The organism is Pandoraea fibrosis (genome assembly GCF_000807775.2).
In the GTDB taxonomy this organism is placed as follows: Bacteria; Pseudomonadota; Gammaproteobacteria; order Burkholderiales; family Burkholderiaceae; genus Pandoraea; species Pandoraea fibrosis.
Genome location: NZ_CP047385.1, coordinates 934,581 through 958,559, shown reverse-complemented (window position 1 = coordinate 958,559; position 23,979 = coordinate 934,581). Strand labels below are relative to the sequence as shown.

The following is a 23,979-nucleotide window of genomic DNA, read 5'->3' as shown; positions in this document are numbered from 1 at the left end:
GTAAGCTTCGACGAGCACCAGTAATGTGCAACACGCAATGACAGCAATCGCAGTAGCAGTACCGCATCACCGGTTTGTGCAGTAGTTCGTATGCAGTGGTTTGTGCAGGACTAATGTCATCAGCGGCGAAACAGGTAGTGCGCCTGCCCCGGCAGCGCGTGTTGCGGCTCCTTGGCCCACGGTTCATGGCCTCTGATGAGATCAGTTCACAAACCCAAGGAGAGTCGCAATGAGAATCGGCATCCCCGCCGAGACGCTTGCCGGTGAATCCCGTGTCGCGGCAACGCCCGAAACGGTGAAAAAGCTGGTCGCGTCGGGACATCAGGTCGTTATCGGACGCGGTGCAGGAGACGCCGCCAGTGTTCCCGACACCGCATTCGAGGCCGCCGGCGCTACGCTGGGCAGCGCCACCGACGCGCTGGGCGCGGAACTCGTCCTCAAGGTACGGGCACCGTCGCCGGAAGAACTCGCGCAAATCCCGCGCGGCAGTGTGGTTGTCGGCATGCTCAATCCGTTCGACGCGGAGAACAACGGCCGCATGGCCGCCGCCGGCATCACGGCCTTCGCTTTGGAAGCTGCGCCGCGGACCACGCGGGCGCAAAGCATGGATGTGCTGTCCTCGCAGGCCAACATCGCCGGCTACAAGGCCGTGATGCTCGCCGCCAATCTCTATCAACGCTTCATGCCGATGCTCATGACGGCGGCCGGCACGGTCAAGGCCGCACGTCTGGTCGTGCTGGGCGCGGGCGTGGCAGGCCTTCAGGCCATTGCCACGGCCAAGCGGCTGGGGGCGGTGATCGAAGCGTCGGACGTGCGTCCGGCCGTGCGCGAGCAGATCGAATCGCTCGGCGCCAAGTTCATCGACGTTCCCTTCGAGACCGACGAAGAACGCGAGATCGCCAAGGGTGTGGGCGGCTATGCGCGTCCGATGCCCGCCGCGTGGCTCGCCCGTCAGGCACAACTGGTGCACACCCGCCTCACGCAGGCGGACATCGTGATCTCTACCGCGCTGATTCCGGGCCGTGCCGCGCCTACGTTGATCGCTGAGGACACCGTCAAGGCGATGAAGCCCGGCTCGGTCATCATCGATCTGGCCGCCGGACGCGGCGCGAACGGCGGCGGCAACTGCCCGCTGTCGGTGGCCGATGAGGTCGTGAAAGTCCACGGCGTGACGATTGCGGGATACACCAACCTCGCCGGCATGGTCGCCGCCGATGCGTCCGCGCTGTATGCACGCAACGTGCTCGACTTCCTGAAGCTGGTGATCGACAAGGAAGGCAAGCTCGTGATCGATACCAACGACGACATCGTTGCCGCGTGCCTGATGTGCCGCGACGGTGAAGTGCTGCGTGCGGCATAAGGGAGGGGGACGCAAATGGAAATGATCAATCACACGGTGATCAATCTGATCATCTTCGTGCTGGCGGTGTACGTCGGCTATCACGTGGTGTGGAACGTCACGCCGGCATTGCACACGCCGCTCATGGCGGTGACCAATGCGATCTCGGCCATCGTGATCGTGGGCGCCATGCTCGCGGCCGGGCTGACCGAAGGCAACCTCGGCAAGACGATGGGCGTGGTCGCCGTGGCGCTCGCCGCCGTGAACGTGTTCGGGGGCTTCCTCGTGACACAGCGAATGCTCGAGATGTTCAAGAAAAAAGACAAGCCGGCAAAGGCTGAAGGGGACAAGCAATGAGCATGAATCTTGTGACGCTGTTGTATCTGGTCGCGTCGATCTGTTTCATTCAGGCACTCAAGGGCTTGTCGAACCCGAAAATGGCACGGCGCGGCAACGCGTTCGGCATGATCGGGATGGCCATTGCGGCGCTGACCACGCTGGCGCTGATCTACGAACTGCGTCGTCTGATGGGCGGCGGCTATTCGGGCCTCGGTCTGATTCTCGCGGGCCTCGTGGTCGGTGGCGGCATCGGGGCGTTCGTCGCCCGCAAGGTCGAGATGACCAAGATGCCGGAACTGGTCGCGGCCATGCACTCGCTGATCGGTCTGGCGGCGGTGTGTATCGCGGTGGCCGCAGTGGCCGAGCCGGCCGCGTTCGGCATCGTGCCTGCCGGGGAAACGGTATTGCCGCCGGGCAACCGTATCGAGCTGTTCATCGGTACGTTCGTTGGCGCCATCACGTTCTCGGGTTCGGTCATCGCCTTCGGCAAGCTCTCGGGCAAGTACAAGTTCCGTCTGTTCCAGGGCGCGCCGGTTCAGTTCACGGGCCAGCACACGATCAACCTGCTGCTCGCCATCGCGATGCTCGGCTTCGGCGTGATTTTCTTCCTGTCGCAAAGCTGGCTGCCGTTCATTCTGATGACGGCCATCGCCTTCGTGCTCGGCGTGCTCATCATCATCCCGATCGGCGGGGCGGACATGCCGGTCGTGGTGTCGATGCTGAACTCGTACTCCGGCTGGGCCGCCGCAGGGATCGGCTTCTCGCTGAACAACCCGATGCTCATCATCGCGGGCTCGCTGGTCGGCTCGTCGGGCGCGATTCTGTCTTACATCATGTGCAAGGCCATGAATCGCTCGTTCTTCAACGTGATTCTCGGTGGCTTCGGTGCAACGCCCGGCGCAAGTGCCGCCGGCGGCGAACAACAGCAACGTCCGGTCAAGTCGGGCTCGCCGGATGACGCGGCGTTCCTGATGAGCAACGCCGAATCGCTGGTGATCGTGCCGGGTTACGGTCTGGCCGTGGCGCGCGCACAGCACGCGCTCAAGGAGTTGACCGACAAACTCTCGGAGAAAGGCGTGAATGTCCGTTACGCCATTCACCCGGTGGCAGGTCGCATGCCGGGGCACATGAACGTGCTGCTCGCCGAAGCCGAAGTGCCCTACGACCAGGTGCTGGAGATGGACGAGATCAACGGCGAATTCGGCCAGACGGACGTGGTGCTGGTGCTCGGCGCGAACGACGTGGTGAACCCCGCTGCGAAGAACGATCCGCAATCGCCGATTGCCGGCATGCCGATTCTCGAGGCCTACAAGGCCAAGACGATCATCGTCAACAAACGTTCGATGGCGGCGGGCTATGCCGGGCTGGATAACGAACTGTTCTATCTCGACAAGACCATGATGGTGTTCGGCGACGCGAAGAAGGTCGTCGAAGAAATGGTCAAGGCCGTCGAGTAAGTCCACGCGCCGGTCAACGGCATGGCGCGGCAAAGCGGGGCTGCCCGGGACGGCGCAGCCCCGCGCTACAATGCGCGCTTCTCATTGCCTGCTGGAATCGCGTCATGACGCTCGGTATTGTCGCTGCTCTGCATGAAGAAGTCGCCGATCTGCTCGCCGAAATGGCCCCCGGGGCGCACGTCGAGCACATTGGCATGCGCGACTACCACGTGGGCAAACTGCATGGGCACCCCTGCGTCATCGTGCTCGCACGCATCGGCAAGGTGGCGGCGGCAGCGACCACGACCGCACTGATTCACCGGTTCAACGTTGACGAGATCGTTTTTACCGGATTGGCGGGTGGCCTCGCCCACGGACTGTCGGTGGGCGACGTGGTGATCGCCGACACCCTCGTGCAGCACGACATGGACGCCAGCCCCCTCTTCCCCCGCTACGAAATTCCGCTGCTCGGACGCGCGACCTTCGACACCACGCCCGTCCTGCGCGACGCCCTCGCACAAGCCGCCCGCGACTGGCTCGCCAGCGAGATGACGACACAGGTGTCGGCCACCTTGCGCGCCAAATTTCAGATGACCGCGCCGCGCGTGCACGTTGGCCAGATCGCGAGTGGCGACCGCTTCGTCTCCAGCGTGCAGGAAGTCGATCGCCTGCGCGATGCGTTGCCCGCAGCCCTCGCCGTGGAGATGGAGGGCGCGGCTGTGGCGCAGGTGTGTCACGAGTACGACATCCCGTTCGCGGTCATGCGCACGCTCTCCGATGCTGCCGACGACGACGCCTACGTCGACTTCGCGCGCTTTCTTCGCGAGGTCGCGAGCCACTACTCGCACGGCGTGCTTCGCCGCTTCCTGATGGCAAAACCCGCCTGAGCCGGCGAGCACGTCATCGGCGGCACCTCGGTATCTCCGCATCTCCGCACCGTTTCGACAATTCCGGCGAGCGATCTCGACATCGTTCGCGGGCGTCTTTCCCGACAATGCCTCCTCTCACTTTGTCGGAAGGAAAATTGTCGATGAACGTTGGCAACTGTCATGTCGCGCCAGGCACAGCCGCGCATCTGAATACTGTGGCCCTGGAGCCTATTTACCGGTCCCTCAGTTGGAGCGACGTCGTGCAGATCCGGGCGCTCAACCCCAAATGCAATCCGACGAAAGAGGCCATCGCGCTTGCCGCCGTGCACGCGGACAGCGTGTTCGGACACGAAATCGAGCGATACATCGGCAAGACCCCCATCGGCGAGCCGGCTCGCGATGCACGACAGCGACTGGCGCTGCGTCAGCTCGCCGTGCTGGAAGACCACGAGGTGACGGTAGACCTGCTCAGAGATGCCGGTCTGCCGGATGCGATTGCCGTCGACCTCCTGCAACGACTGCTCGCGCGCCCGACGCAATGGACGATCTTCGAGCGGCTGGTGTTGACGCCGACGCTCAACGCGTGGGCACGATCGGTGCAGGAGCGCGACGAGGCAGTGCATGTGGCCGACGATGTCCTGACGCTACGCATCTTGCAAGCCTTCGGTCACGACGTCGCCGTACCGTGGTCGTTCGACGTCACCAACAAGTGGGTATATTTCTACAGCGCGTCGACGAGTGAGACGGGAAGTCTCAGAGAACTGCTTGAAATCGCGACCATGGATCGGACGGACGACGACTGCGTGCGCGACGCCTGCCGCCGCGCGTATCAGGCTTTGGCGCACACGCATCACGGCACTACCGGGCAGGTCTGGCCGCATTGGGAAGTGCGTAACGGTCTCTGGGAGATATCTCCGGACCCGCGCGGTGCGACCTTCCGCGACGACATCGTGTCTCACAATCCGGTGACCTGCGAAACGGAGCGTTGGCTCAGGAACGTGACGCTGATCGGTTGCCTCGACCTTGCGGGCCATCCTGCCCGCACCGGCCCTGACTACGACAGCGATCTCTCCGACCCCGACAACCTGACATTCGATCCGGCCCAAGCGCCCATCCGGCCGAGCGAGTTGCGGGACCGCCACGAGGCGTCGACGTCCCGGCGACGGGCAGTGCGCGTCGCGCCGCCGCCGACCTTATCGCCAAACGCATCACCGCCCCCCGGTGATCGGCTCACGGTTTCCTCCGAAGGTAGCCGGTAACCTCGCCCGATTCACGTCGCCCGGAAAGCAAAAAGACCGGCAATCGCCGGTCTTTTTTACCCTCGAGCAACGATGCGCTTACGCTTGCGGTGCGCTGTCTTCGCCCTTGCTTTCGCTATCGCCACGCTTGCGCACCGAACCGGCGATCAGGTCGAAGCGGAACAAGCGGCATTCGAGCGCACCGTTGTACAGCGGCGTGCGGCGCGATTCGCGCAGACGCATCTGCCCCGGCAGGCTCATGTCGGCCGTCAGCAAATACGCGCTCCAGCCGGTGAAACGTTGTTTGAGGGCGTCGCCAAAGGCACGGAAGAACTCGGCATCCACGCCGTCCGGCTGATTCCGTTGGAAACCGCCACGGTTGCCTTGCACGTCGGGCGAATAACGCTCGTCGTCGTCACGACCGTCGCGACTATCGCGTCCATCACGTCCATCACGCGGCGCACGACGACCGCGCACCTCGATACGCTCGCCATACGGCGGATTCGCGATGATGATCCCCGGCCGATCCACCGGCGGCGACATATCGCGGGCATCCACCTGCTTCAGGCCGATGTCACCCACGCCGGCGCGCTCCAGATTGGCGCGCGACTTGACCAGCATGTCCCCCGAAATATCGCTGCCGAAAATGGTCGACGGCACACCACGCACGCGCGCGTCGCGCTGCGCCTCTGTCGCCTGCACTTTCAGTGCCTGCCATGCCGTGATGTCGTAGCCCTTGAGTTTCTCGAAACCGAAGCGACGGCCCGCGCCCGCAGGGACGCCTTGCGCAATCTGTGCGGCTTCGGCGAGGAAGGTGCCGCTGCCGCACATCGGGTCGTACAGCACCATGTCGGCGGCCGTATCGGTGCGCCAGCCGGCCAGTCGCAGAATGCCGGCGGCCAGGTTCTCGCGCAACGGCGCGGCGCCCTTGTCCAGACGCCAACCGCGTTTGAACAGCGCTTCGCCGGAGGTGTCGAGATACAGCGTGGCGTCAGTCGCCGTCAGGAAGGCGAACACGCGAACGTCGGGTTCCGACGTATCGATGTTCGGCCGCGAGCCAGTCTTCTCGCGCAGACGATCGCACACGGCGTCCTTGATGCGCAACGTCACGAACTCGAGGCTGCGCACCGGCGCCTTGATACCGGTGACATCCACACGCAGGGTCTGCTGATAGCCGAACCACTCTTCCCAGCGCTGACGCAGGGCGAATTCGTAGATGTCCTGTTCCGTGCGATAACCCTGCTGGGCCACACGCAGCAGGACACGGCTCGCGATGCGCGAATGCAGGTTGGCCGCCATGCCGGCCGCCCACGGGCCGGCGAAATGCACGCCACCCGGCACCTGTTTGCCAACCGATACCGGCGCCAGACGTCCCAGCTCGGCCAGTTCGGCGGCAAGCGCCTCTTCCAGTCCACGAGGACAGGGTGCGAAGAATTCGAAGGAAGCCATGTCGATGCTTACGACCGGCACGCGAAGTGCCGGCGGAGGGAATAAACCGCTATTGTACGCGCGCCGGCCCGGCCGACGTCAGCGGTGCGCCGCCGGGGCACGCGGCGAGCTTGTGCAGCAGCGTCTCCACGATGGCGTCGGGCGACTCGCGGATGTCGATCACCAGCGCATCGCGCGGTTCTTCGAGCGTGTCGAACTGGCTTTTGAGCAGCGCCGGGTCGAAAAAATGCCCCGAACGCGACGCCAGCCGCTCGCCGATCACCTCGGGAGCCCCCTTCAGGTAGACGAACACGACATCGCCGTCGTGCTCGCCCAACACATCGCGATACCGCGCGCGCAACGCCGAACAGGCGAACACATGATGACGTCCCGCCAGCCGACGCGCCACGATGGCTTCACGAATCGCCGCAAGCCACGGTGCGCGGTCATTGTCGTTCAGCGCCTCACCGCGACGCATCTTTTCGATGTTCGCCGCACTGTGAAACGAATCCGCGTCGGAAAACCCGCAGCCCAGACGGTCGGCAAGCTGCTGCCCGACCGTGCTCTTGCCGCTGCCCGATACGCCCATTACCACGACGATCATGGCTCGCCTCCTTATTCCCTTACCCACCGGCCGACTTGCGTCGGCGTATTTCTGGCATTGCGCCTCGCGCATCGTGACCTCAGACCACCGTCGCGAGGCCAAGCGTGAGCAACAACGCCACGACCGAAATGATCGTTTCGCAAACCGTCCAGGTCTTGAAGGTCTGCGGCACGGTCATGTTGAAGTACTCCTTGACCAGCCAGAAGCCACCGTCGTTCACGTGCGACAGGATCAGCGACCCCGCCCCCGTGGCCAGCACCATCAGCTCAGGCTTGACCGTGGCGCCAGCCGCAGCCGCGATCGGTGCGACGATGCCGCACGCCGTCGTCATGGCCACCGTGGCCGAGCCCGTCGCAATACGGATCAGCACCGCGACCAGCCAGCCCAGCAGCAGCGGCGAGAGGTTCGCATGCGTGGCCACATCCACGATCGCCTTCGACACGCCGCTGTCCATGAGAATACGCCCGAAACCGCCGCCTGCGCCCACCACCAGCGTGATCGTGGCAATCGGCGCCAGACACTCGTTGGTGAACTTCAGAATCTGGTCGCGATTGAAACCACGCTGCTTGCCGAACGTGAAGAAGCTCACGAGCGTGGCAATGAGCAGCGCCATCACCGAGTTACCGATGAGACGCAGGAAATCGTTGGCAAACGTCTTCGGTGCGAAGAACACATCTGCCCAGCTACCGATGAGCATCAGGATCACCGGCAGCAGAATCGTGAACAGCGTGATGCCGAAGCCCGGCAGTTGGCTCATCTCGCGATCTTCGTCAACGAACTGGGCCAGCAGCGGATTGTCCGGATTCGGCACCACGTAACGCGACATCAGCTTCGCGAAGAGCGGGCCGGCAATCGCGGCCGTCGGAATGCCGACGATCAGCGCGTACATGATGGTGTGGCCAATGTCCGCGTTGTAGGCCGTCACGGCCAGCAAGGCAGCCGGGTGCGGCGGAATCAGGCCATGCACGACCGACAGGCCGGCGACCATCGGGATGCCGACGAGCACCATCGACGTGCCGGTACGCTTGGCCACGTTGAAGGCAATCGGGATCAGCAGCACGAAACCGACTTCGAAGAACACCGGCAGACCGACGATGAACGCGATCACGACCATCGCCCAGTGCACGTTCTTCTCACCGAAGAACCCGATGAGCGTGCGCGCGATACGCTCTGCGCCCCCCGACTCGGCCATCATCTTGCCGAGCATCGTGCCAAGCCCCACCACGAGCGCAATGTGCCCCAGCGTGTTGCCCACGCCCGTCTCGAAAGCCTTGACGATACCGCCCATGGGCATGCCCACCGCCAGCCCGAGCACGAGCGAGACGACGATCAGCGTGATGAACGGATTCAGTTTGAAACGCGCGATCAGCACGATCAACGCGATTACCGCGACAAGCGCGTACACCAGCAGCAAGTTGCCTTGCACCGCGACCATGGGGGGTCTCCTCGTTTGGCTAGTTGGGCGGATGCCCGATGGGCTTGCGCCCGATTATTGAAATCCTGTTATGGGTCCTGCCGGCCGTGCTCCTTCTACGGCCGTCCTGCCACCTCGCAGTCAGCCGCGCGGCAATGCTGTCGCGGCGCGTGCCAGGCGCGTGATGCCGTCCCAGTCGCGGGCGTCGACGAGCGCCTTGGGCGTCAGCCACGAGCCGCCCACGCACACCACGTTCGGTTGTGCGAGGTACGACGGCGCCGACTCCGCGCTGATGCCACCCGTCGGGCAGAAACGCACCTGGCGGAACGGGCCGTACAGCGCTTTGAGCATCGGCACGCCCCCCGACGGTTCGGCCGGGAAGAACTTCACTGTCTCGTAGCCGTCGGCAAGCGCCGCGAGAATGTCTGACGGCGTGACCACGCCCGGCAGCAGCGGCAGACCGGCCGCCTTGGCAGCCGCACCCAGCGCAGGCGTATAGCCCGGCGAGACGCCGAAACGCGCGCCGGCCGCCACGGCCTGCGCCATTTCCTCGGGACGCGTGAGCGTGCCCACTCCCACGATCAGTTCGTCGGACAGCCCTGCCACATGGCGAATGACGTCCATTGCCGCCGGTGTGCGAAGCGTGATTTCGAGGACCCGCACGCCGCCCGCGAGCAATGCGCGCGAGACTTGCTCACCCTGCTCGACGTTGTCGAACTGGAGCACCGGAACCACGGGACCGGCACGAACGATGTCATTGATGTCCATTACGTTTTCCTTGAATGCCGTGACGTGGACTGCACGTCACTCAGTACCGAAGAACACGGAAGCGCCGGTTTCCGCCGCGCCCACGGCGGCGCGCATATGGCCGAAGAGCACGCGCCCGGTGTCGTCGCCCGAGACCGGTACCTGCGCGATCTCGCGGGCCGCCCACACCTGCGGCGCCACCTCGGCGTGCAACATGCCGGCGTTCGCGTCGAGCACGATCAGATCGCCATCGCACACACGAGCGATCGGGCCACCGCCAGCCGCTTCGGGCGACACATGAATCACGGCAGGCACTTTGCCCGAGGCGCCGGACATCCGGCCATCGGTCACGAGTGCCACGGCAAACCCTTCGTCCTGCAAGACACCGAGCAGCGGGGTGAGGCGATGCAACTCGGGCATGCCATTGGCGCGCGGCCCCTGGCCGCGCAGCACCACAACCACGTCGCGATGCAGCTCGCCTGCATCGAACGCGGCCTGAACCGCTTCCTGCGAAGTAAATACGCGTGCCGTTGCAGCCACGCGCCGATGTTCCGGCTTGACCGCCGACACCTTGATGACGCCACGCCCCAGGTTGCCGTGCATGAGCCGCAGTCCGCCATCGGGGGCGAACGGCTCGGCATGGCCGCGCAAGACGTCACGATCACCACTGTAGGCGCTCCCGGTGCGCCACGCCAGCCCTTCGGGCGAGAGCCACGGCTCTTCGCGGTAGCGGGCAAGGCCCGGGCCGGCCACAGTCTTCACGTCGCCATGCAGCAGGCCTGCGTCGAGCAATTCGCCGATCAGGAAGCCCATGCCGCCGGCCGCGTGGAAGTGATTCACGTCGGCCTTGCCGTTCGGGTACACGCGCGCCATGAGCGGCACCACGGCGGACAAGGCATCGAAGTCGTCCCAATCGATGACGACACCCGCCGCGCGGGCCATCGCCACGAGGTGCAACGTGTGATTCGTCGAGCCCCCCGTCGCCAGCAGGCCAACGATGCCGTTGACCACGGCGCGCTCGTCGACCACATGGCCGATGGGGGTGTATTCGGAGGTGTCAGCACCGATGGCCAGCACGCGTGCGAGGGCAGCGTCGGTCAGTGCGTCGCGCAGCGGCTGTTGCGGATGCACGAACGCCGCGCCCGGCAGATGCAGGCCCATGATTTCCATCAGGAGCTGATTGCTGTTGGCCGTACCGTAGAAGGTGCAAGTGCCCGCGCTGTGATAGGCCTGCGATTCGGATTCGAGAAGCGCGTCGCGCCCGACTTTGCCGGTGGCGTACAACTGACGGATCTTGGCCTTCTCGTCGTTCGACAGACCGCTCGCCATCGGGCCGGCCGGCACGAAAATCGTCGGCAGGTGGCCGAACTGCAACGCACCGATCACGAGGCCCGGCACGATTTTGTCGCAAACGCCGAGCATCAGGGCGGCGTCGAACATATTGTGCGAAAGCGCCACGGCCGTGCTCATCGCGATGATCTCGCGCGAGAACAACGACAGCTCCATGCCCGCGTTGCCTTGCGTTACGCCGTCGCACATGGCCGGCACGCCGCCGGCGACCTGCGCCGTCGCGCCGAGCTTGCGAGCCGCCTCGCGCAGACGCGCCGGATACTGCTCGTAGGGCTGATGTGCCGAGAGCATGTCGTTGTAGGCTGTGACGATGCCCACATTCGGACGGCGCTGCTCGCGCAGGATGAGTTTGTCGTTGACCGGCATGGCCGCGAAGCCGTGCGCCAGATTGGCGCAGGACAACGCACCGCGCTGCGGGAAGCGGCCAGCGCTCGCGTCGATGCGGGCCAGATACGCCTCGCGCGTGGCGCGGCTGCGCGCAGCAATGCGCGCGGTGACTGCCATTACGGTCGGGTGGAGGGGCTTCGTTTGCTCTGACGTCATGCCGGGGAACGGGATTGCGACGCACCCAGGGCAGGTGCGATTGGGAGCGGAGTTTAGTAGAAATTCTACATCCCATCAATCAAAAGCCAACGGCACTCGGGGTTTTACCTAGAATTTTCCGTGAGTTACGCAAGGTATTGCCGCATTGAGAAACACCCATCCATAATATGAAATATCGATTTTTTGTAGTTTTTGTACATTTCCACGGCAGTCAACGTTCACTCCAGCATTCCTATCAGCGTGCCGAAACGCCCGTCTCGACGCTGCGGTGCCCGGGCGTGCGGGTGCTATAGTGGGCGCCAGACCCACCCGGACCCCGCGCCGGCCCGCATCGCTGGGCGCGCGATCCCGGCGAGATGGGAAATCGAGGATTAGGGGAACGGCGCGTGGCGATGTCCGCTGCGCGTCTCTGCTTTTGTTGGTGCCTGCCTGCCATGCTTAACCGAATCGAAGCCACACTGACTCAACTGCGTCCGTCCGAGCGCAAGCTCGCGACCTATGTGCTGGAGGCCCCGCGCGAAGTCGTCGACTTATCGATGAACGAGTTGGCCGAGCGCGCCAGCGTCAGCCAACCCACCATCGCCCGGTTCTGTCAGGCCGTCGGATGCAGCGGCTATCGCGAATTCAAGATCCGGTTGGCGCAGGGCATTGCACAAGGGGTACCGTTCGTACACCGGGACGTGCGGCCCGACGAACCGGTGCCCGGCATCGCCAGCAAAGTGCTCGATCGCACCATCGGCAGTCTCATGCAGGTTCGCAACAATCTGTCGCCCGACAGCATCGGGCAGGCCATCGACCTGCTCGCAGGCGCACGGCGCATCGAGTTCTATGGGGCTGGGGCGTCGGGGATTGCGGCACAGGACATGCAGCACAAGTTCTTCCGGCTCGGCGTGCCGGCCGTGGCCTACAACGACCCGCACGTCTATGGCATGTCGGCCGCGTTGCTACGCGCGGGCGATGTGGTGGTGGCGATCTCCAACACCGGGCGGACACAGGATCTGCTCGAAGCCGTGCAACTGGCACGCACGGCGGGTGCTAGCGTGATCGCCATCACGCACAGCAATTCGCCGTTGTCGCGACTGGCCAGTGTGGCGCTTTTTGCCGACGTCGACGAAGACACCGACGTCTACTCGCCGCTGACCTCACGCATTACGCATCTGGCCATTGGCGACGTGCTAGCCGTGGGCATGGCGCTGCGACTCGGCGATCGACTGCCCACCCAACTTGCGCGCGCCAAGGAAGTCATCAATCGTCGCAGAACGACGAGCGAAGGGCGTTAGAGACAGCGAGGATCAGCGCGGCTGCGCTTGCGGATTCACTGCATTCTGCAACGGCTTGCCGGTCAGCGCGGCGATCAGGTTGTCCGCCGCACATGACGCCATCGCGTGACGCGTCTCGTGCGTTGCCGAGCCGATGTGCGGCAACGCCACCACGTTCTTCATCTTCAGCAACGGCGAATCGACCGACACCGGCTCGCGCTCGAACACGTCGAGACCGGCCGCACGCAGATGGCCCGACGCCAATGCGTCGATCAGCGCCGCCTCATCAATCACCCTGCCACGCGCCGCGTTGATGAAGATTGCGCCTGGCTTCATCTGCGCAAATTCACGGGCCCCGATCAATCGCTCGGTCTCCGGCGAGAGCGGCACCAGCGTGACGACGAAATCGGCTTGCGCGAGCAACTCGGGCAACGACCGATGCTCAGCACCATACGCCTGCTCTGCCGCTTCGTTACGGGACCGGTTGCTGTACAGCACTTTCATGCCGAAGCCCAGCGCCGCACGACGCGCAACGGCCCCGCCAATACGCCCCATGCCGACGATGCCCAGCGTCTTGCCCTGCACATCGGTACCGAAGTATTCCTCGCCGAGGCTCGACTTCCAGCCCCCCGCCTTCACCAGTTCGGCAAGCTCGACCACACGACGCGCGCTTGCCAGAATCAGCGAGAAGACGGTATCCGCCGTGGTCTGCGTCAGCACGTCCGGCGTGTTCATCAGCACCACGCCGCGACGCGTGAGATCGGGCACATCGAACTGGTCGTAGCCCACAGAGATCGTGGCCCACGCCTTGAGCTTGGGCGCCGCGTCGAGCAGCGCGGGCGTGACGTTCACGCCAACGCCGATGGCGCCGTCGGCACGACTGAGCGCCGCCGCGAATTCCGCCCGATTGCCGTCGTTCACGCCGTTGAATTCCGTGAGCGTGAACGCCTCGGCCAACCGTGCCCGCACGTCTGGCGGCACGCTCTTGTACAACACCACTTCCGGACGACTCATCCTCTTGACTCCTGGGGGGCCACCGCCGTCACCCGACGCCGATGGACATAACGAGGGAAACCTTCGGCTTGCCGGATCAGCGCTTTGCGCCGCGCGCTTCGGCAAATGCCCGTTCGAGAAAGTCGAGACGATCCTGCCCCCAAAAGGGCTGGCCCTCGAAGACAAACCACGGCGCGCCGAACACGCCTGCGTTCGCGGCTTCGTCGGTATTCGCGTCGTAGGCCGCCTGCACGCCCGCGCCATTCGAGGCAGCGAGCAGCACCTTGCCGTCGAGCGAAAGTCCATCGGCAATGGCTTGCAACGTGGCGTCATCGGCAATGTTGCGCTCCTCGGTCCAGAGCGCCTTCGAGATCGCAGCCGACAGATCGAGCGCCTTGTCCGTGCCATGGGCGAGTTGCGTAGCGACGATCAGGCGAGCCGCCGGATCACCCGCCACCGGGAAAAACTTCGGCTGCAGGGTGAGCGGCACGTCGAGATACTTCGACCAGCGCGCCAGCTCGACCAGACGATACGCCTGACGTTGCGGCGTGCGCTTGGCCAGCGGCAGCCCGCCCGAGCCCGCGAAGATGCGGCCGAGATCCATCGGCTTCAATTGGATCTGCACGTCGTAGCGACGTGCCAGTTCGACAAAGCGTGCATGGCCCATGTACACAAACGGCGACGGCGGCGCCACAAAATAATCGCAGGTCAGACTCACGGCAGACTCCTCTCGGCTTTCGATGGTGGGCGCTGATGCGTTGCGCCCGTATTGCGTGACGGCTTCGGTTCAGAACGGCTTGACGACCACGAGGATCACCGCCGCGAGCAGACCGAGCACCGGGAATTCGTTGAAATAGCGATACCAGCGATGCGAATGCGTGTTGCGACCGGTCTCGAACTTGCGCAGCAGACGGCCGCACGCATGGTGATAGCCCAACAGCAACACCACGATCAGCAGCTTGGCGTGCAGCCAGCCACCATAGCGGCCAATGCCGTAGTACAGCCAGAGGATCAGTCCGAAAGCGAGCGCCGGCACGGCCAGAATCGTCATGAACCGATACAGCTTGCGTGCCATGAGCAGCAGGCGCTGCGTGGCGGCCGCGTCGCTCTCCATCGCGAGGTTGACGAAGATGCGCGGCAGATAGAACAGACCGGCAAACCACGAAGCGACGAAAACGATGTGCAGCGCTTTGATCCAGAGCATCGGGGACAGCGGCCCGCAAACGGGCCGTCGAATATTGAGAACAGCAAGCAATGTACAACAATCCACCGTGTCGCGATGCCCATCACAAAGGCCCGCCGGACGCGAAGCCTGCGACATATCGACGCGACCGGGCGAGCGCGGCTGTCGCGCATGGCGACAAGGTACCCTCCCTCACGATGTCGAGTGCGTCGTGCGCGTCTCATGCGCTGAAACGCAGCGCCGGCGACGCGACCGCCCGGGTGTGCCAGAATACGGGCCATATTGGCTTCCTCGCCCGCATCGGTCTGGCCGCCGATCATTTTTGGCCCCCGCATGAGAATTCTTGGCATCGACCCAGGGCTGCGCGTCACCGGCTTTGGCGTGCTCGAAAAGCACGGCAACCGCCTGCAGTATGTGACCAGCGGCGTCATCCGCACCGGCGACGGCACACTGCCCGCCCGGTTGCGCATCATCTTCGAAGGTGTGGCGGAACTGGTCGACACCTACCGGCCCGATCAGGCCGCCATCGAAAAAGTGTTCGTCAACGTCAACCCGCAATCCACGCTGCTGCTCGGACAGGCGCGCGGTGCGGCGATTACCGCCCTGTCGGTCGGCGGACTCGAAGTCTTCGAATACACGCCGATGCAGCTCAAGCAAGCGGTCGTGGGCTACGGACGCGCCCGCAAGGAACAGGTGCAGGAGATGGTCACACGCCTGCTCACGCTGACCGGCACGCCGGGCAAGGACGCGTCCGATGCCCTGGGCGTGGCCATCTGCCACGCGCACAGCGGCGAAACCTACGCGGCTCTGGCCGACGTCGCGCCTGCCCTTGCGGCCAAGGGCCTGCGCGTTCGGCGCGGACGCCTGATCGGCTGAACGCTCCCCCCGCCGTGCATCGCGTGAAATCCCGTCGCCCAGCCCCGGCAAGCGACGTCCGAAGCGCTACAATGCAGCCATGATCGAAACCGACAAACTCGCCGCCGAGCGCATCATCGCGCCCACCCCGGCCTCGCCCAACGAAGAAGCCTTCGAGCGCGCGTTGCGCCCCAAGCTGCTCGACGAATACGTCGGACAGCGCAAGGTGCGCGAGCAGTTGGAAATCTTCATCGAGGCGGCCCGCAAGCGCTCGGAGCCGCTCGACCACGTGCTCCTGTTCGGCCCGCCCGGTCTGGGCAAAACGACGCTCGCCCACATCATTGCCCGTGAAATGGGCGTGCATCTGCGCCAGACGTCGGGCCCCGTGCTGGAACGTCCCGGCGACCTCGCGGCGCTGCTGACCAATCTCGAAGCCAACGACGTCCTGTTCATCGACGAAATCCACCGGCTCTCGCCGGTCGTCGAAGAAATTCTGTATCCGGCGCTCGAGGACTATCAGATCGACATCATGATCGGCGAAGGTCCGGCCGCGCGCAGCGTCAAGCTCGATCTGCAACCGTTCACACTGGTCGGCGCCACCACGCGCGCCGGCATGCTGACGAATCCGCTGCGCGACCGCTTCGGGATCGTGGCGCGTCTGGAGTTCTATTCGGCCGAGGAGCTGGCGGGTATCGTGCGTCGTTCCGCCGGCCTGCTCGGTGCCGTCATCGCCGACGACGGCGCCTTTGAGATCGCCCGCCGTGCGCGCGGCACGCCGCGTATCGCCAACCGCCTGCTGCGGCGTGTGCGCGATTTCGCCGAAGTGAAGGCCGACGGGCGCATCACCGCCGCGGTCGCCGACGCGGCCCTGCGGATGCTCGACGTCGACCCCGAAGGCTTCGACGTGATGGACCGCAAACTGCTCGAAGCCGTGCTGTACAAGTTCGACGGCGGCCCCGTCGGCGTGGACAACCTCGCCGCCGCCATTGGCGAAGAGCGCGACACCATCGAAGACGTGATCGAGCCGTATCTGATCCAGCAGGGCTTCCTTCAACGCACACCACGCGGACGCGTCGCAACCCTCGCGGCGTTCCGTCACTTCGGCCTGGCCGCCCCCGGCAACGCACCGGACAGCGGCACGCTCTGGTCGCCCGACGCCACCGGCAAGTGACGCCTGCCGCCACGTCACGCTGAACGACGTATGTCCTCGCACGACGATCTCCCCACGCCACCTCCGGCAACGCCTCTGCGGCCTGCCGGACCGGTGACGGGTGTGTCGGGACACCTGCGACATGCCATTGCCATGCGGCTGGTGAGCCTGACCTCAGGCCCGGGCGCACCGCGTCTGAACTACGACACCCCGGCCGGCGATCCCGGCCTGTTCGGCCCCCATGCCGCTTGCTGGCATGTGCACGGGGACTTCACGTCCATGATGATCGGCGGGATCAGCGCGTTGCTGATGCAATCGCTGCACCCGCTCGCGATGGCCGGCGTCTGGGATCACTCGACCTTCCGGCAGGACGTGATCGGCCGACTGCGCCGCACGGCAACGTTCATTGGCGGCACGACCTTCGGCAACACCGCCGACGCCGAAGCGCTGCTCGAACGTGTGCGCCGCATCCATTTGCAGGTCAAGGGCACGGCCCCCGATGGCCGTCCCTATGCGGCTTACGATCCCGACCTGCTGACATGGGTGCATGTGGCGGAGACGTCGAGCTTTCTGCGCAGCTATCTCGTCTACAAGAATCCGGCGTTCGCGCGCAGCGAGCAGGACCGCTACTACGCGGAAGTCTCACGGATTGCCGTGGCCCTCGGCGCGCGCGATGTGCCGACGAGTGTGTCGCAAATCGACGAGTATCTCGCTGCGATGCGCCCGGCGTTATGCGCCAGCGAACGCACCGAGGAAGTCGTGCGCGTATTGCGCAACCTGCCGGCCCCGTTCGCGGGCGCGCGAGTGTTCAGTGGATTGTTGTTTCGGGCGGGCATCGATCTGTTGCCGGACTGGTCTCAGGCGATGCTCGGATTTGAAGCGCAGTCGATGGTGCGACGCCTCACGTTGCGCCCTGCCGTGCGTCACATGGCGCAGGTCGCCCGCTGGTCGATGCGTAACAGCGTGGCCCACCGGGCGCGGCGTCGCGCACTGGCCGCTCCCGATGTCGTGGCGGCGCAACCGTCGCTGGAGCGCTGACCTTACACCACGCGAGGATCGACGCGATCCGAGGCCGAGGCAGAAACACTCCCCGGCGTGTCGTTGCTTTCATCGCGCGCCTCATCGTCCAGATGCGTGACATCTCCCCAGCTCAGTACCTGCCAACGCTCGCCGTCATAGGCCAGACGGTTCACGCTCGCATTGAGCAACGGATAGGCGCGCGGCTCGGATAACGCAAGTCCCGTCGCCAGCCGATAGCAGCAGTCGAGCACACCGCCATGCGCCACGAGCGCCAGATGCTGGCCCTCGTGTTCTCGCACAAGCTGTGCGACGAAATCCGTGATGCGGGTGTAGAAGCCGCGCGTCGACTCGCCACCGGGAATCACGAAATCCGGATCGCGACTCTGCCAGCGTGAATAGTCCTGCGGATACGCCGCCTGAATCTCATCGGGCACGTGAGTCTCGAAGATTCCGTAATGACGCTCCCGCAAATTCGCGGTGCGTACGAGCGGCAAGCCGCAGGCTTGCGCAACGGGCGCCGCCGTCTGCACCGCACGCTGCAAATCACTCGTGAGCACATGATCGAACACACGGCCATGCGCTGCGACCTCACGCGCGACACGCTCGCCCAGCAAGACTGCCTGACGCTCGCCTTGCGTCGACAGCGCAATATCCGTATGCCCCTGAATCCGTTTGACGCGGTTCCAGTCGGTCTCGCCGTGGCGAATCAAAGTGAGGGTCGTCGTCGTGCCAGTCATCGATGCGAGTGCGTATTGCGTGAGTCCAGAGGAAATGAGAAGGCGACGGGCGCCGTCAGGCTGCCTTCGGATTGAGCGTGTAGGTACCGGTCACACTGGCGCTACCCAGCACATGCGGCTTGATTGCGGCGAGCACATCGTCGCCACCGAAGCGGCCCTCGAGCGGCACACGCTCGATGTCGAGCGCATACACGGTGAAGTGATAATGGTGCACGATCGTGTCGTTCCACGGCGGGCACGGGCCGTCGTAGCCGTAGTAATCGCCCTTCATGGTGTCGTCGCCCGCGAACCAGGCGGTGTAGTCGTTCACGCCGTGGCGCATGCCGTCGAGCGCATCGGGACCGAACTTGCCGCGCGGCGTCACGTGATTGCTGTGGCTTGCCGCCGGAATCTCGGAGACCGAGGCCGGCACATCGACGAGCACCCAGTGGTAAAAGTCGACACGCGGCAGGTCGGCCGGCACTTCACGACCTTCCTTGTTGACGTCGTCGCCCTGGCTCGGCACGTCGCTGTCGGTACAGATCACGACGAACGAACGCGTACCGGCGGGCACATCGGACCATGCCAGATGGGGATTCTTGTTCTGCGACAACGCGACATGCGATTGCGCATCCGGTTTGCCGAAGGCGAACTGTGCATCCATCGCCGCATTCCCGGCAAACGAGTCACTCCAGACTTTCATCAGATTCTCCCAAGCATTGTCATTTCGGAACCCGACGACGGTATCACACCGATGCGAATCGCGTGCAATAGGGCACGCACATCAGGACGATTCCGAGCGATTTTCGGGATAAGACGGATCAGACGAATAGGACATGCGGCACGGGCAGCGCCATGCCGCAGCAGATACCTCAGGCCGCGTCGGGGCGCGTCTGAAGCCAGAACGTGACAGGCCCGTCGTTCACCAGCGAGACGCGCATATGCGCGCCGAACTCGCCGGTTTCCACGATGGGATGGCGCGCGCGCGCCTGCGTCACGAAATGATCGAAGAGCCGTTGGCCGTCGGCCGGACTCGCAGCCGGCGTGAAACTCGGACGTGTGCCGCTGTTGGTGTCGGCCGCGAGCGTGAACTGGGAGACGAGCAGCAAGCCGCCCGCCGCGCCGTTGCCGTCGAGGCTCGACACGCTGCGATTCATCTTGCCGGCCTCGTCCGAGAACACACGATAGCCAAGCAGCTTCGCGAGCAACTTGTCGGCGCTCGCCTCGGTGTCGCCGCGCTCGGCGCACACCAGCGCAAGCAGGCCCGGGCCGATGGCGCCGACGGTGCGGCCATCGACCGTCACCGCAGCTTCAAGTACCCGCTGGATGAGCGCGATCATCGCGAGAAATTCCGCATCGAGGACGACACCGGCCGGCGACGCTCAGGCGAGCGTCACGCGGGCGAAGCGGCGCTTGCCCACTTGCACGACGTAAGTTCCGGCGTCGATCTTCGCGCCCTTGTCGGACACGGTCTCGCCGTCGATACGCACGCCGCCCTGCTCGATGTTGCGGTTGGCCTCGGACGTCGACGGCACCAGACCGGCCTGCTTGAGCAGTTGTGCAATACCCAGCGGTGCGCCATCGAGCGAGACTTCCGGGATGTCGTCCGGCACGCCGCCCCTGGCACGCGCATTGAAGTCTTCGAGCGCGCGCTCGGCGTCGGCCTGCGAGTGAAACCGCGCCACGATTTCCTGTGCAAGCAGCACCTTCACGTCGCGCGGATTGCGACCGCCTTCAATGTCCTTGCGCAGTTGGGCGATCTCTTCGAGCGAACGGAACGAAAGCAGCTCGTAGTAGCGCCACATCAGTTCGTCCGAAATGCTCATGAGCTTGCCGAACATTTCGCTCGGCTTCTCGCTGATCCCCACGTAGTTGCCCTTGGACTTCGACATCTTTTCGACGCCGTCCAGCCCTTCGAGCAGCGGCATCGTCAGAATGCACTGCGGCTCCTGACCGTACTGCTTCTGCAGTTCGCGGCCCACCAGCAGGTTGAACTTCTGGTCCGTGCCACCCAGTTCCAGATCCGACTCCAGCGCCACCGAGTCGTAGCCCTGCATGAGCGGGTACAGGAATTCGTGAATAGCGATGGGCACACCGCCCTGGAAGCGCTTCGTGAAGTCTTCACGCTCGAGCATGCGTGCCATGGTGTAGCGCGACGCGAGCTTGATCATGCCGTCGGCGCCCAGCTTCATCGACCATTCGCTGTTGTAGCGGATTTCGGTCTTGTTGCGATCGAGCACAAGAGCGGCCTGCTCGAAGTAGGTCTTGGCGTTCGACTCGATCTGTTCGCGGGTCAGCGGCGGGCGCGTGCTGTTACGGCCCGACGGGTCGCCGATCAGCGACGTGAAATCGCCGATCAGGAAAATGACCGTATGCCCCAGATCCTGCAACTGGCGCATCTTGTTGAGCACCACGGTGTGACCGATGTGGATGTCGGGCGCCGTCGGATCCAGACCCAGCTTGATGCGCAGCGGCTTGCCGGTCGCTTCGCTGCGCGCGAGCTTCTGCAGGAACTCCTCTTCCACGAGAAGCTCGTCGCAACCGCGCTTGGCGATCGCCAGAGCGGCCCGCGTGGCATCGGTCACGGGGTACTTCTTTTCCGGGGTGAGTGCGTGTTCACTTGTCATAACATCGTTGTCCAGACTGGCTCAGGGTTTCCCTTAAACCGTCAGTAAAGGCGGAGGCAGCGGCGGGTCTGCTATAATCGCCGCTCAATTCTCGGCTCGGGCCGAAGCGACGCCGGGTTGCCCCGGAATTCCGGCAGGCAATCTCGAAGCGTCGCGCTCCGCCCGGGCTTTTTTCGTAAGTTGCGCAGAATTTTACGTGATGTGGCCAAAACTCCGTGATTTTTTTGCGCGTGAACTGCTGACCCTGATCGATCCCACGCAGCCGAAGCACCGTCGCAGAAAGGTGCAAATCGTGGCAACGGTCGGTTCGGCCCTGACGTTGGGAATGGTGACCGCCTTCGGCGTGGCGCCCATGGTGCCCGAAGCGGCACGCAACGGTGCGAGCGTGACGTTGCCGCTCACCTTCCCCGACCTGGCCAAACAAATCCAGCAGCTCGACGCGCATTCCCAGACCTTCATTCACCAGGTAGCGATGCGACGTGGCGAAACCCTTGGCGACATGCTCTCGCGGCTGTCGATCCAGGACCCCGCCGCCGAACGCTTCATTCGTGAAAACGCCATCGCCCGGCGTCTGATCGGCGTGCCCGCAGGGCAAGTCGTACAGGCGGAAACGGACGACGACGGCAAGCTCGTCTCGCTCTCCACCGTGCTGTCGACCAGCAACGCTGCGGCTCAGCAACTGGTGATCGAGCGCAATGACGACGGCCGTCTGCGCGCACGCATGGATCAGCTCGCGAACGACACCGAATGGGCCATGCGCTCGGGGGCCATTGCGGGCAACTTCTTCACCGCAATGGACGATGCGGGCGTGCCCGATGCCGTCGTCGCGCAGATGGTGAACATCTTCTCCGGGGTGATCAACTTCCAGCGCGACGTGCGCCGGGGCGATCGCTTCCGCATGGTGTACGAAGTGGTCAAGCAGCAAGACCGCACCGTTCGCACCGGCCGTGTCCTCGCCATCGAATTCATCAATCAGGGCAAGACGCATCAGGCGATCTGGTACGCCGATCCGCAGGGCGCCCCCGAGGGGGCGTACTACGGCTTCGATGGTCGCAACCTGAAGCAGGCATTCCTGCGCACACCGGTCGAGTTTTCGCGGATTTCGTCGGCCTTCGGCGGACGCGAGCATCCGTTCCAGCACAAGTGGAAGAAGCACGAAGGCGTGGATCTGGCAGCGCCTGTCGGCACACGCGTGTTTGCTGCGGGTGACGGTGTCGTCAAGTTCGTCGGCACGCAGAACGGTTACGGCAATCTGGTCGAAATCGATCACGCCGGCAACTATCAGACGCGGTACGCCCACCTGTCCGGCTTCGGCCAGGGCATGAAGCCCGGCACACGTGTCACGCAAGGGCAGGTCATCGGTTTCGTCGGGCAGACGGGCTGGGCGACAGGCCCGCACCTGCACTACGAGTTGCGTTACAACGGTGTTCCGCGCAATCCGTTCTCGACGGATGTGGCAGCCGTCGCACCGCTCACAGGCTCTCGCCTGAAGGTGTTCGACATGTACGCCGAGAACCTGCTCAAGCGCATCGATCTGATGCGCACCGTGCAAGTCGCCGAGCGCGATTGAGGTATGCTGGAAGCCGCGCTGCGCGGGGTGGCCTGTGATGCACAGGCCACCCCCGCCAGCGTGGATCTGATTTCTTCGGCTCTCCGCGCGCTCGCGCTCCGCTCATGACCGACATCGCTCGTCATCCCACCGCTTCGAATTCCCTTTCTTATTTCATCGGCCTGATGTCCGGCACCAGTCTCGACGGTGTCGACGGTGTGCTCGTTGCGTCGGCGGACGGCCGGGTGCTCGCGGAAGCCTATCTCCCGTTCCCGAGCGATTTGCGCGAAACGCTGATGGTGCTCCAAGCGCCTTCTGAAAACGAGCTGCATCGCGAGGCACTGGCGGCCAACGCGCTGGTGCGCGTCTATGCCGAATGCGTGCGCGAGTTGCTGGCGGCGAGCGGATTGCCCGCATCGGCCATTGCGGCCATCGGCGCGCACGGACAGACGATCCGCCACCGCCCGGGCGAATTCGACGGTATTGGCTACACACGCCAGCTCAATGCGCCTGCGCTGCTTGCCGAATTGACCGGCATCGATGTCGTTGCCGATATTCGCAGCCGCGATGTGGCGGCTGGCGGCCAGGGGGCGCCGCTCGTGCCGGCCTATCATCAGGCGATGTTCGCCGAGGCGCGGCAAACGCGCGTCATCTGCAATCTCGGCGGCATCAGCAACGTGACGATCCTGCCCTCAGTGGCGTCGGGGCAGCCGGTTTCCGGCTTCGATTGCGGCCCCGGCAACGCCCTGCTCGACGGCTGGGCGGCGCGTCATCTCGGAAAGGCCTATGACGACGGCGGTGCCTGGGGAGCCACGGGACGTGTCAACGACGCCCTGCTCGCTGCGCTGCTGAGCGAACCCTACTTCCGCCAGACGCCCCCGAAAAGCACCGGGCGCGATCTGTTTCACGCCAAATGGCTGGATGCCCATCTGGCAGCGTTCCCCGGCCTGTCGCCTGTGGATGTTCAGGCCACGCTTGTCGCGCTGACGGCGCAATGTGTTGCCGACGACGTGTTGCGTTACGCCCCCGACTGCCGGGGCTTCTACGCCTGCGGCGGGGGTACGCGCAACCACGCACTCATGCAGGCGATCGCCACGCGTCTGCCCGGCGTGACCGTCGCGACGACCGAGGCGCTGGGCGTGCCGCCGCATCAGGTCGAAGCCCGCGCCTTCGCATGGCTCGCTCAGCGATGCCTTGCCCGGCAGCCGGGCAATCTACCGTCCGTCACCGGGGCCAAAGGGCCGCGCATTCTCGGCGCGATCTACCCGCACTAGGCAAGACGACAGAACCGCAGAGACGACCGGCGCGACGTGCTTTCAC

At 64.6% G+C, this 23,979-nt stretch carries 23 protein-coding genes; 11 read left to right on the top strand and 12 right to left on the bottom strand.

The window, feature by feature from the left end:
• Nucleotides 1-229 precede the first annotated feature (229 nt).
• The 5 genes from PI93_RS04220 (at nucleotide 230) to PI93_RS04200 (ending at nucleotide 5,242) form a co-directional block, all read left to right on the top strand.
• Nucleotides 230-1,360 (top strand): Re/Si-specific NAD(P)(+) transhydrogenase subunit alpha, encoded by a 1,131-nt coding sequence (locus tag PI93_RS04220; protein ID WP_159372139.1) that lies wholly within the window; start codon nucleotides 230-232, stop codon nucleotides 1,358-1,360.
• Between the two features lie 15 nt (nucleotides 1,361-1,375).
• Nucleotides 1,376-1,696: an NAD(P) transhydrogenase subunit alpha gene (locus PI93_RS04215; protein WP_159372138.1), complete on the top strand. Its 321-nt coding sequence runs from the start codon at nucleotides 1,376-1,378 to the stop codon at nucleotides 1,694-1,696.
• Entirely contained in the window at nucleotides 1,693-3,135 is a 1,443-nt protein-coding gene (locus PI93_RS04210) for an NAD(P)(+) transhydrogenase (Re/Si-specific) subunit beta (protein WP_039374248.1), read from the top strand. The genes PI93_RS04215 and PI93_RS04210 overlap by 4 nt, the downstream gene beginning before the upstream one ends.
• 104 nt (nucleotides 3,136-3,239) lie before the next feature.
• Nucleotides 3,240-4,001 carry a 5'-methylthioadenosine/adenosylhomocysteine nucleosidase gene (locus tag PI93_RS04205; protein WP_039374249.1) on the top strand — a complete coding sequence of 254 codons (762 nt, stop codon included), beginning with the start codon at nucleotides 3,240-3,242 and terminating at the stop codon, nucleotides 3,999-4,001.
• 143 nt (nucleotides 4,002-4,144) lie between these two features.
• Nucleotides 4,145-5,242: a hypothetical protein gene (locus PI93_RS04200; protein ID WP_039374250.1), complete on the top strand. Its 1,098-nt coding sequence runs from the start codon at nucleotides 4,145-4,147 to the stop codon at nucleotides 5,240-5,242.
• A 78-nt stretch (nucleotides 5,243-5,320) separates the two neighbouring features.
• Here the strand turns inward: PI93_RS04200 and PI93_RS04195 are convergent, their stop codons facing one another.
• From PI93_RS04195 to edd, 5 genes are all read right to left on the bottom strand, one after another.
• Nucleotides 5,321-6,670, bottom strand: a complete 1,350-nt coding sequence (locus PI93_RS04195) for a THUMP domain-containing class I SAM-dependent RNA methyltransferase (protein ID WP_039374251.1) — start codon at nucleotides 6,668-6,670, stop codon at nucleotides 5,321-5,323.
• Nucleotides 6,671-6,719: 49 nt separating this feature from the next.
• Nucleotides 6,720-7,253, bottom strand: coding sequence for a gluconokinase (locus PI93_RS04190; protein WP_039374252.1), 534 nt, complete (start codon nucleotides 7,251-7,253; stop codon nucleotides 6,720-6,722).
• Between the two features lie 79 nt (nucleotides 7,254-7,332).
• On the bottom strand, nucleotides 7,333-8,688 hold the full coding sequence (locus PI93_RS04185) for a GntP family permease (RefSeq protein ID WP_039374253.1): 1,356 nt from the start codon (nucleotides 8,686-8,688) through the stop codon (nucleotides 7,333-7,335).
• 120 nt (nucleotides 8,689-8,808) lie between these two features.
• Nucleotides 8,809-9,435, bottom strand: coding sequence for a bifunctional 4-hydroxy-2-oxoglutarate aldolase/2-dehydro-3-deoxy-phosphogluconate aldolase (gene eda, locus PI93_RS04180; RefSeq protein ID WP_039374254.1), 627 nt, complete (start codon nucleotides 9,433-9,435; stop codon nucleotides 8,809-8,811).
• A 36-nt stretch (nucleotides 9,436-9,471) separates the two neighbouring features.
• Complete coding sequence (edd, locus tag PI93_RS04175; RefSeq protein WP_039374255.1) at nucleotides 9,472-11,307, bottom strand: phosphogluconate dehydratase; 1,836 nt, start codon at nucleotides 11,305-11,307, stop codon at nucleotides 9,472-9,474.
• A 434-nt stretch (nucleotides 11,308-11,741) separates the two neighbouring features.
• Between edd and PI93_RS04170 the strand changes: the two genes are divergently transcribed.
• Nucleotides 11,742-12,587: a MurR/RpiR family transcriptional regulator gene (locus PI93_RS04170; protein ID WP_039374278.1), complete on the top strand. Its 846-nt coding sequence runs from the start codon at nucleotides 11,742-11,744 to the stop codon at nucleotides 12,585-12,587.
• Between the two features lie 12 nt (nucleotides 12,588-12,599).
• Here the strand turns inward: PI93_RS04170 and PI93_RS04165 are convergent, their stop codons facing one another.
• The 3 genes from PI93_RS04165 to PI93_RS04155 all read right to left on the bottom strand — a co-directional run bounded on the left by PI93_RS04165 (nucleotide 12,600) and on the right by PI93_RS04155 (nucleotide 14,763).
• A complete protein-coding gene (locus tag PI93_RS04165) occupies nucleotides 12,600-13,580 on the bottom strand; it encodes an NAD(P)-dependent oxidoreductase (RefSeq protein WP_039374256.1) in 981 nt (326 codons plus the stop codon).
• A 76-nt stretch (nucleotides 13,581-13,656) separates the two neighbouring features.
• Nucleotides 13,657-14,277, bottom strand: a complete 621-nt coding sequence (locus PI93_RS04160; protein WP_039374257.1) for a 2-hydroxychromene-2-carboxylate isomerase — start codon at nucleotides 14,275-14,277, stop codon at nucleotides 13,657-13,659.
• A 69-nt stretch (nucleotides 14,278-14,346) separates the two neighbouring features.
• Nucleotides 14,347-14,763: a CopD family protein gene (locus PI93_RS04155; RefSeq protein WP_039374258.1), complete on the bottom strand. Its 417-nt coding sequence runs from the start codon at nucleotides 14,761-14,763 to the stop codon at nucleotides 14,347-14,349.
• A gap of 312 nt (nucleotides 14,764-15,075) precedes the next feature.
• Between PI93_RS04155 and ruvC the strand changes: the two genes are divergently transcribed.
• The 3 genes from ruvC to PI93_RS04140 all read left to right on the top strand — a co-directional run bounded on the left by ruvC (nucleotide 15,076) and on the right by PI93_RS04140 (nucleotide 17,785).
• Entirely contained in the window at nucleotides 15,076-15,618 is a 543-nt protein-coding gene (ruvC, locus tag PI93_RS04150; protein ID WP_039374259.1) for a crossover junction endodeoxyribonuclease RuvC, read from the top strand.
• A gap of 79 nt (nucleotides 15,619-15,697) precedes the next feature.
• Nucleotides 15,698-16,768 (top strand): Holliday junction branch migration DNA helicase RuvB, encoded by a 1,071-nt coding sequence (gene ruvB, locus PI93_RS04145; protein WP_039374260.1) that lies wholly within the window; start codon nucleotides 15,698-15,700, stop codon nucleotides 16,766-16,768.
• A 30-nt stretch (nucleotides 16,769-16,798) separates the two neighbouring features.
• Nucleotides 16,799-17,785: an oxygenase MpaB family protein gene (locus tag PI93_RS04140; protein WP_080759401.1), complete on the top strand. Its 987-nt coding sequence runs from the start codon at nucleotides 16,799-16,801 to the stop codon at nucleotides 17,783-17,785.
• Nucleotides 17,786-17,787: 2 nt separating this feature from the next.
• Here the strand turns inward: PI93_RS04140 and PI93_RS04135 are convergent, their stop codons facing one another.
• From PI93_RS04135 to tyrS, 4 genes are all read right to left on the bottom strand, one after another.
• Nucleotides 17,788-18,504, bottom strand: a complete 717-nt coding sequence (locus PI93_RS04135) for a histidine phosphatase family protein (protein ID WP_080759402.1) — start codon at nucleotides 18,502-18,504, stop codon at nucleotides 17,788-17,790.
• 55 nt (nucleotides 18,505-18,559) lie between these two features.
• Nucleotides 18,560-19,186: a YbhB/YbcL family Raf kinase inhibitor-like protein gene (locus PI93_RS04130; RefSeq protein ID WP_039374261.1), complete on the bottom strand. Its 627-nt coding sequence runs from the start codon at nucleotides 19,184-19,186 to the stop codon at nucleotides 18,560-18,562.
• Nucleotides 19,187-19,355: 169 nt separating this feature from the next.
• Complete coding sequence (dtd, locus tag PI93_RS04125; RefSeq protein WP_039374262.1) at nucleotides 19,356-19,823, bottom strand: D-aminoacyl-tRNA deacylase; 468 nt, start codon at nucleotides 19,821-19,823, stop codon at nucleotides 19,356-19,358.
• A 42-nt stretch (nucleotides 19,824-19,865) separates the two neighbouring features.
• Complete coding sequence (gene tyrS / locus PI93_RS04120; protein WP_039374263.1) at nucleotides 19,866-21,110, bottom strand: tyrosine--tRNA ligase; 1,245 nt, start codon at nucleotides 21,108-21,110, stop codon at nucleotides 19,866-19,868.
• 199 nt (nucleotides 21,111-21,309) lie between these two features.
• Here tyrS and PI93_RS04115 point away from each other — a divergent pair, with 199 nt between their 5' ends.
• Together PI93_RS04115 and PI93_RS04110 are read left to right on the top strand one after the other, a co-directional pair.
• A complete protein-coding gene (locus PI93_RS04115; protein ID WP_039374264.1) occupies nucleotides 21,310-22,680 on the top strand; it encodes a M23 family metallopeptidase in 1,371 nt (456 codons plus the stop codon).
• A gap of 104 nt (nucleotides 22,681-22,784) precedes the next feature.
• Nucleotides 22,785-23,933, top strand: a complete 1,149-nt coding sequence (locus PI93_RS04110) for an anhydro-N-acetylmuramic acid kinase (protein WP_039374265.1) — start codon at nucleotides 22,785-22,787, stop codon at nucleotides 23,931-23,933.
• Nucleotides 23,934-23,979: the final 46 nt, after the last annotated feature.

Excerpts from the sequence above, each read along its gene's own strand:
- PI93_RS04190 (WP_039374252.1), bottom strand. The coding sequence starts at position 7,253 with ATGATCGTCGTGGTAATGGGCGTATCGGGCAGCGGCAAGAGCACGGTC.
- PI93_RS04110 (WP_039374265.1), top strand. The coding sequence starts at position 22,785 with ATGACCGACATCGCTCGTCATCCCACCGCTTCGAATTCCCTTTCTTAT.
- PI93_RS04155 (WP_039374258.1), bottom strand. The coding sequence starts at position 14,763 with ATGCTCTGGATCAAAGCGCTGCACATCGTTTTCGTCGCTTCGTGGTTT.
- PI93_RS04165 (WP_039374256.1), bottom strand. The coding sequence starts at position 13,580 with ATGAGTCGTCCGGAAGTGGTGTTGTACAAGAGCGTGCCGCCAGACGTG.
- PI93_RS04140 (WP_080759401.1), top strand. The coding sequence starts at position 16,799 with ATGTCCTCGCACGACGATCTCCCCACGCCACCTCCGGCAACGCCTCTG.
- PI93_RS04220 (WP_159372139.1), top strand. The coding sequence starts at position 230 with ATGAGAATCGGCATCCCCGCCGAGACGCTTGCCGGTGAATCCCGTGTC.
- PI93_RS04115 (WP_039374264.1), top strand. The coding sequence starts at position 21,310 with ATGTGGCCAAAACTCCGTGATTTTTTTGCGCGTGAACTGCTGACCCTG.
- PI93_RS04130 (WP_039374261.1), bottom strand. The coding sequence starts at position 19,186 with ATGAAAGTCTGGAGTGACTCGTTTGCCGGGAATGCGGCGATGGATGCA.
- ruvB (WP_039374260.1), top strand. The coding sequence starts at position 15,698 with ATGATCGAAACCGACAAACTCGCCGCCGAGCGCATCATCGCGCCCACC.
- PI93_RS04200 (WP_039374250.1), top strand. The coding sequence starts at position 4,145 with ATGAACGTTGGCAACTGTCATGTCGCGCCAGGCACAGCCGCGCATCTG.
- PI93_RS04135 (WP_080759402.1), bottom strand. The coding sequence starts at position 18,504 with ATGACTGGCACGACGACGACCCTCACTTTGATTCGCCACGGCGAGACC.
- dtd (WP_039374262.1), bottom strand. The coding sequence starts at position 19,823 with ATGATCGCGCTCATCCAGCGGGTACTTGAAGCTGCGGTGACGGTCGAT.
- edd (WP_039374255.1), bottom strand. The coding sequence starts at position 11,307 with ATGACGTCAGAGCAAACGAAGCCCCTCCACCCGACCGTAATGGCAGTC.
- PI93_RS04195 (WP_039374251.1), bottom strand. The coding sequence starts at position 6,670 with ATGGCTTCCTTCGAATTCTTCGCACCCTGTCCTCGTGGACTGGAAGAG.
- PI93_RS04185 (WP_039374253.1), bottom strand. The coding sequence starts at position 8,688 with ATGGTCGCGGTGCAAGGCAACTTGCTGCTGGTGTACGCGCTTGTCGCG.
- PI93_RS04205 (WP_039374249.1), top strand. The coding sequence starts at position 3,240 with ATGACGCTCGGTATTGTCGCTGCTCTGCATGAAGAAGTCGCCGATCTG.
- tyrS (WP_039374263.1), bottom strand. The coding sequence starts at position 21,110 with ATGACAAGTGAACACGCACTCACCCCGGAAAAGAAGTACCCCGTGACC.
- eda (WP_039374254.1), bottom strand. The coding sequence starts at position 9,435 with ATGGACATCAATGACATCGTTCGTGCCGGTCCCGTGGTTCCGGTGCTC.
- PI93_RS04170 (WP_039374278.1), top strand. The coding sequence starts at position 11,742 with ATGCTTAACCGAATCGAAGCCACACTGACTCAACTGCGTCCGTCCGAG.
- ruvC (WP_039374259.1), top strand. The coding sequence starts at position 15,076 with ATGAGAATTCTTGGCATCGACCCAGGGCTGCGCGTCACCGGCTTTGGC.
- PI93_RS04215 (WP_159372138.1), top strand. The coding sequence starts at position 1,376 with ATGGAAATGATCAATCACACGGTGATCAATCTGATCATCTTCGTGCTG.
- PI93_RS04210 (WP_039374248.1), top strand. The coding sequence starts at position 1,693 with ATGAGCATGAATCTTGTGACGCTGTTGTATCTGGTCGCGTCGATCTGT.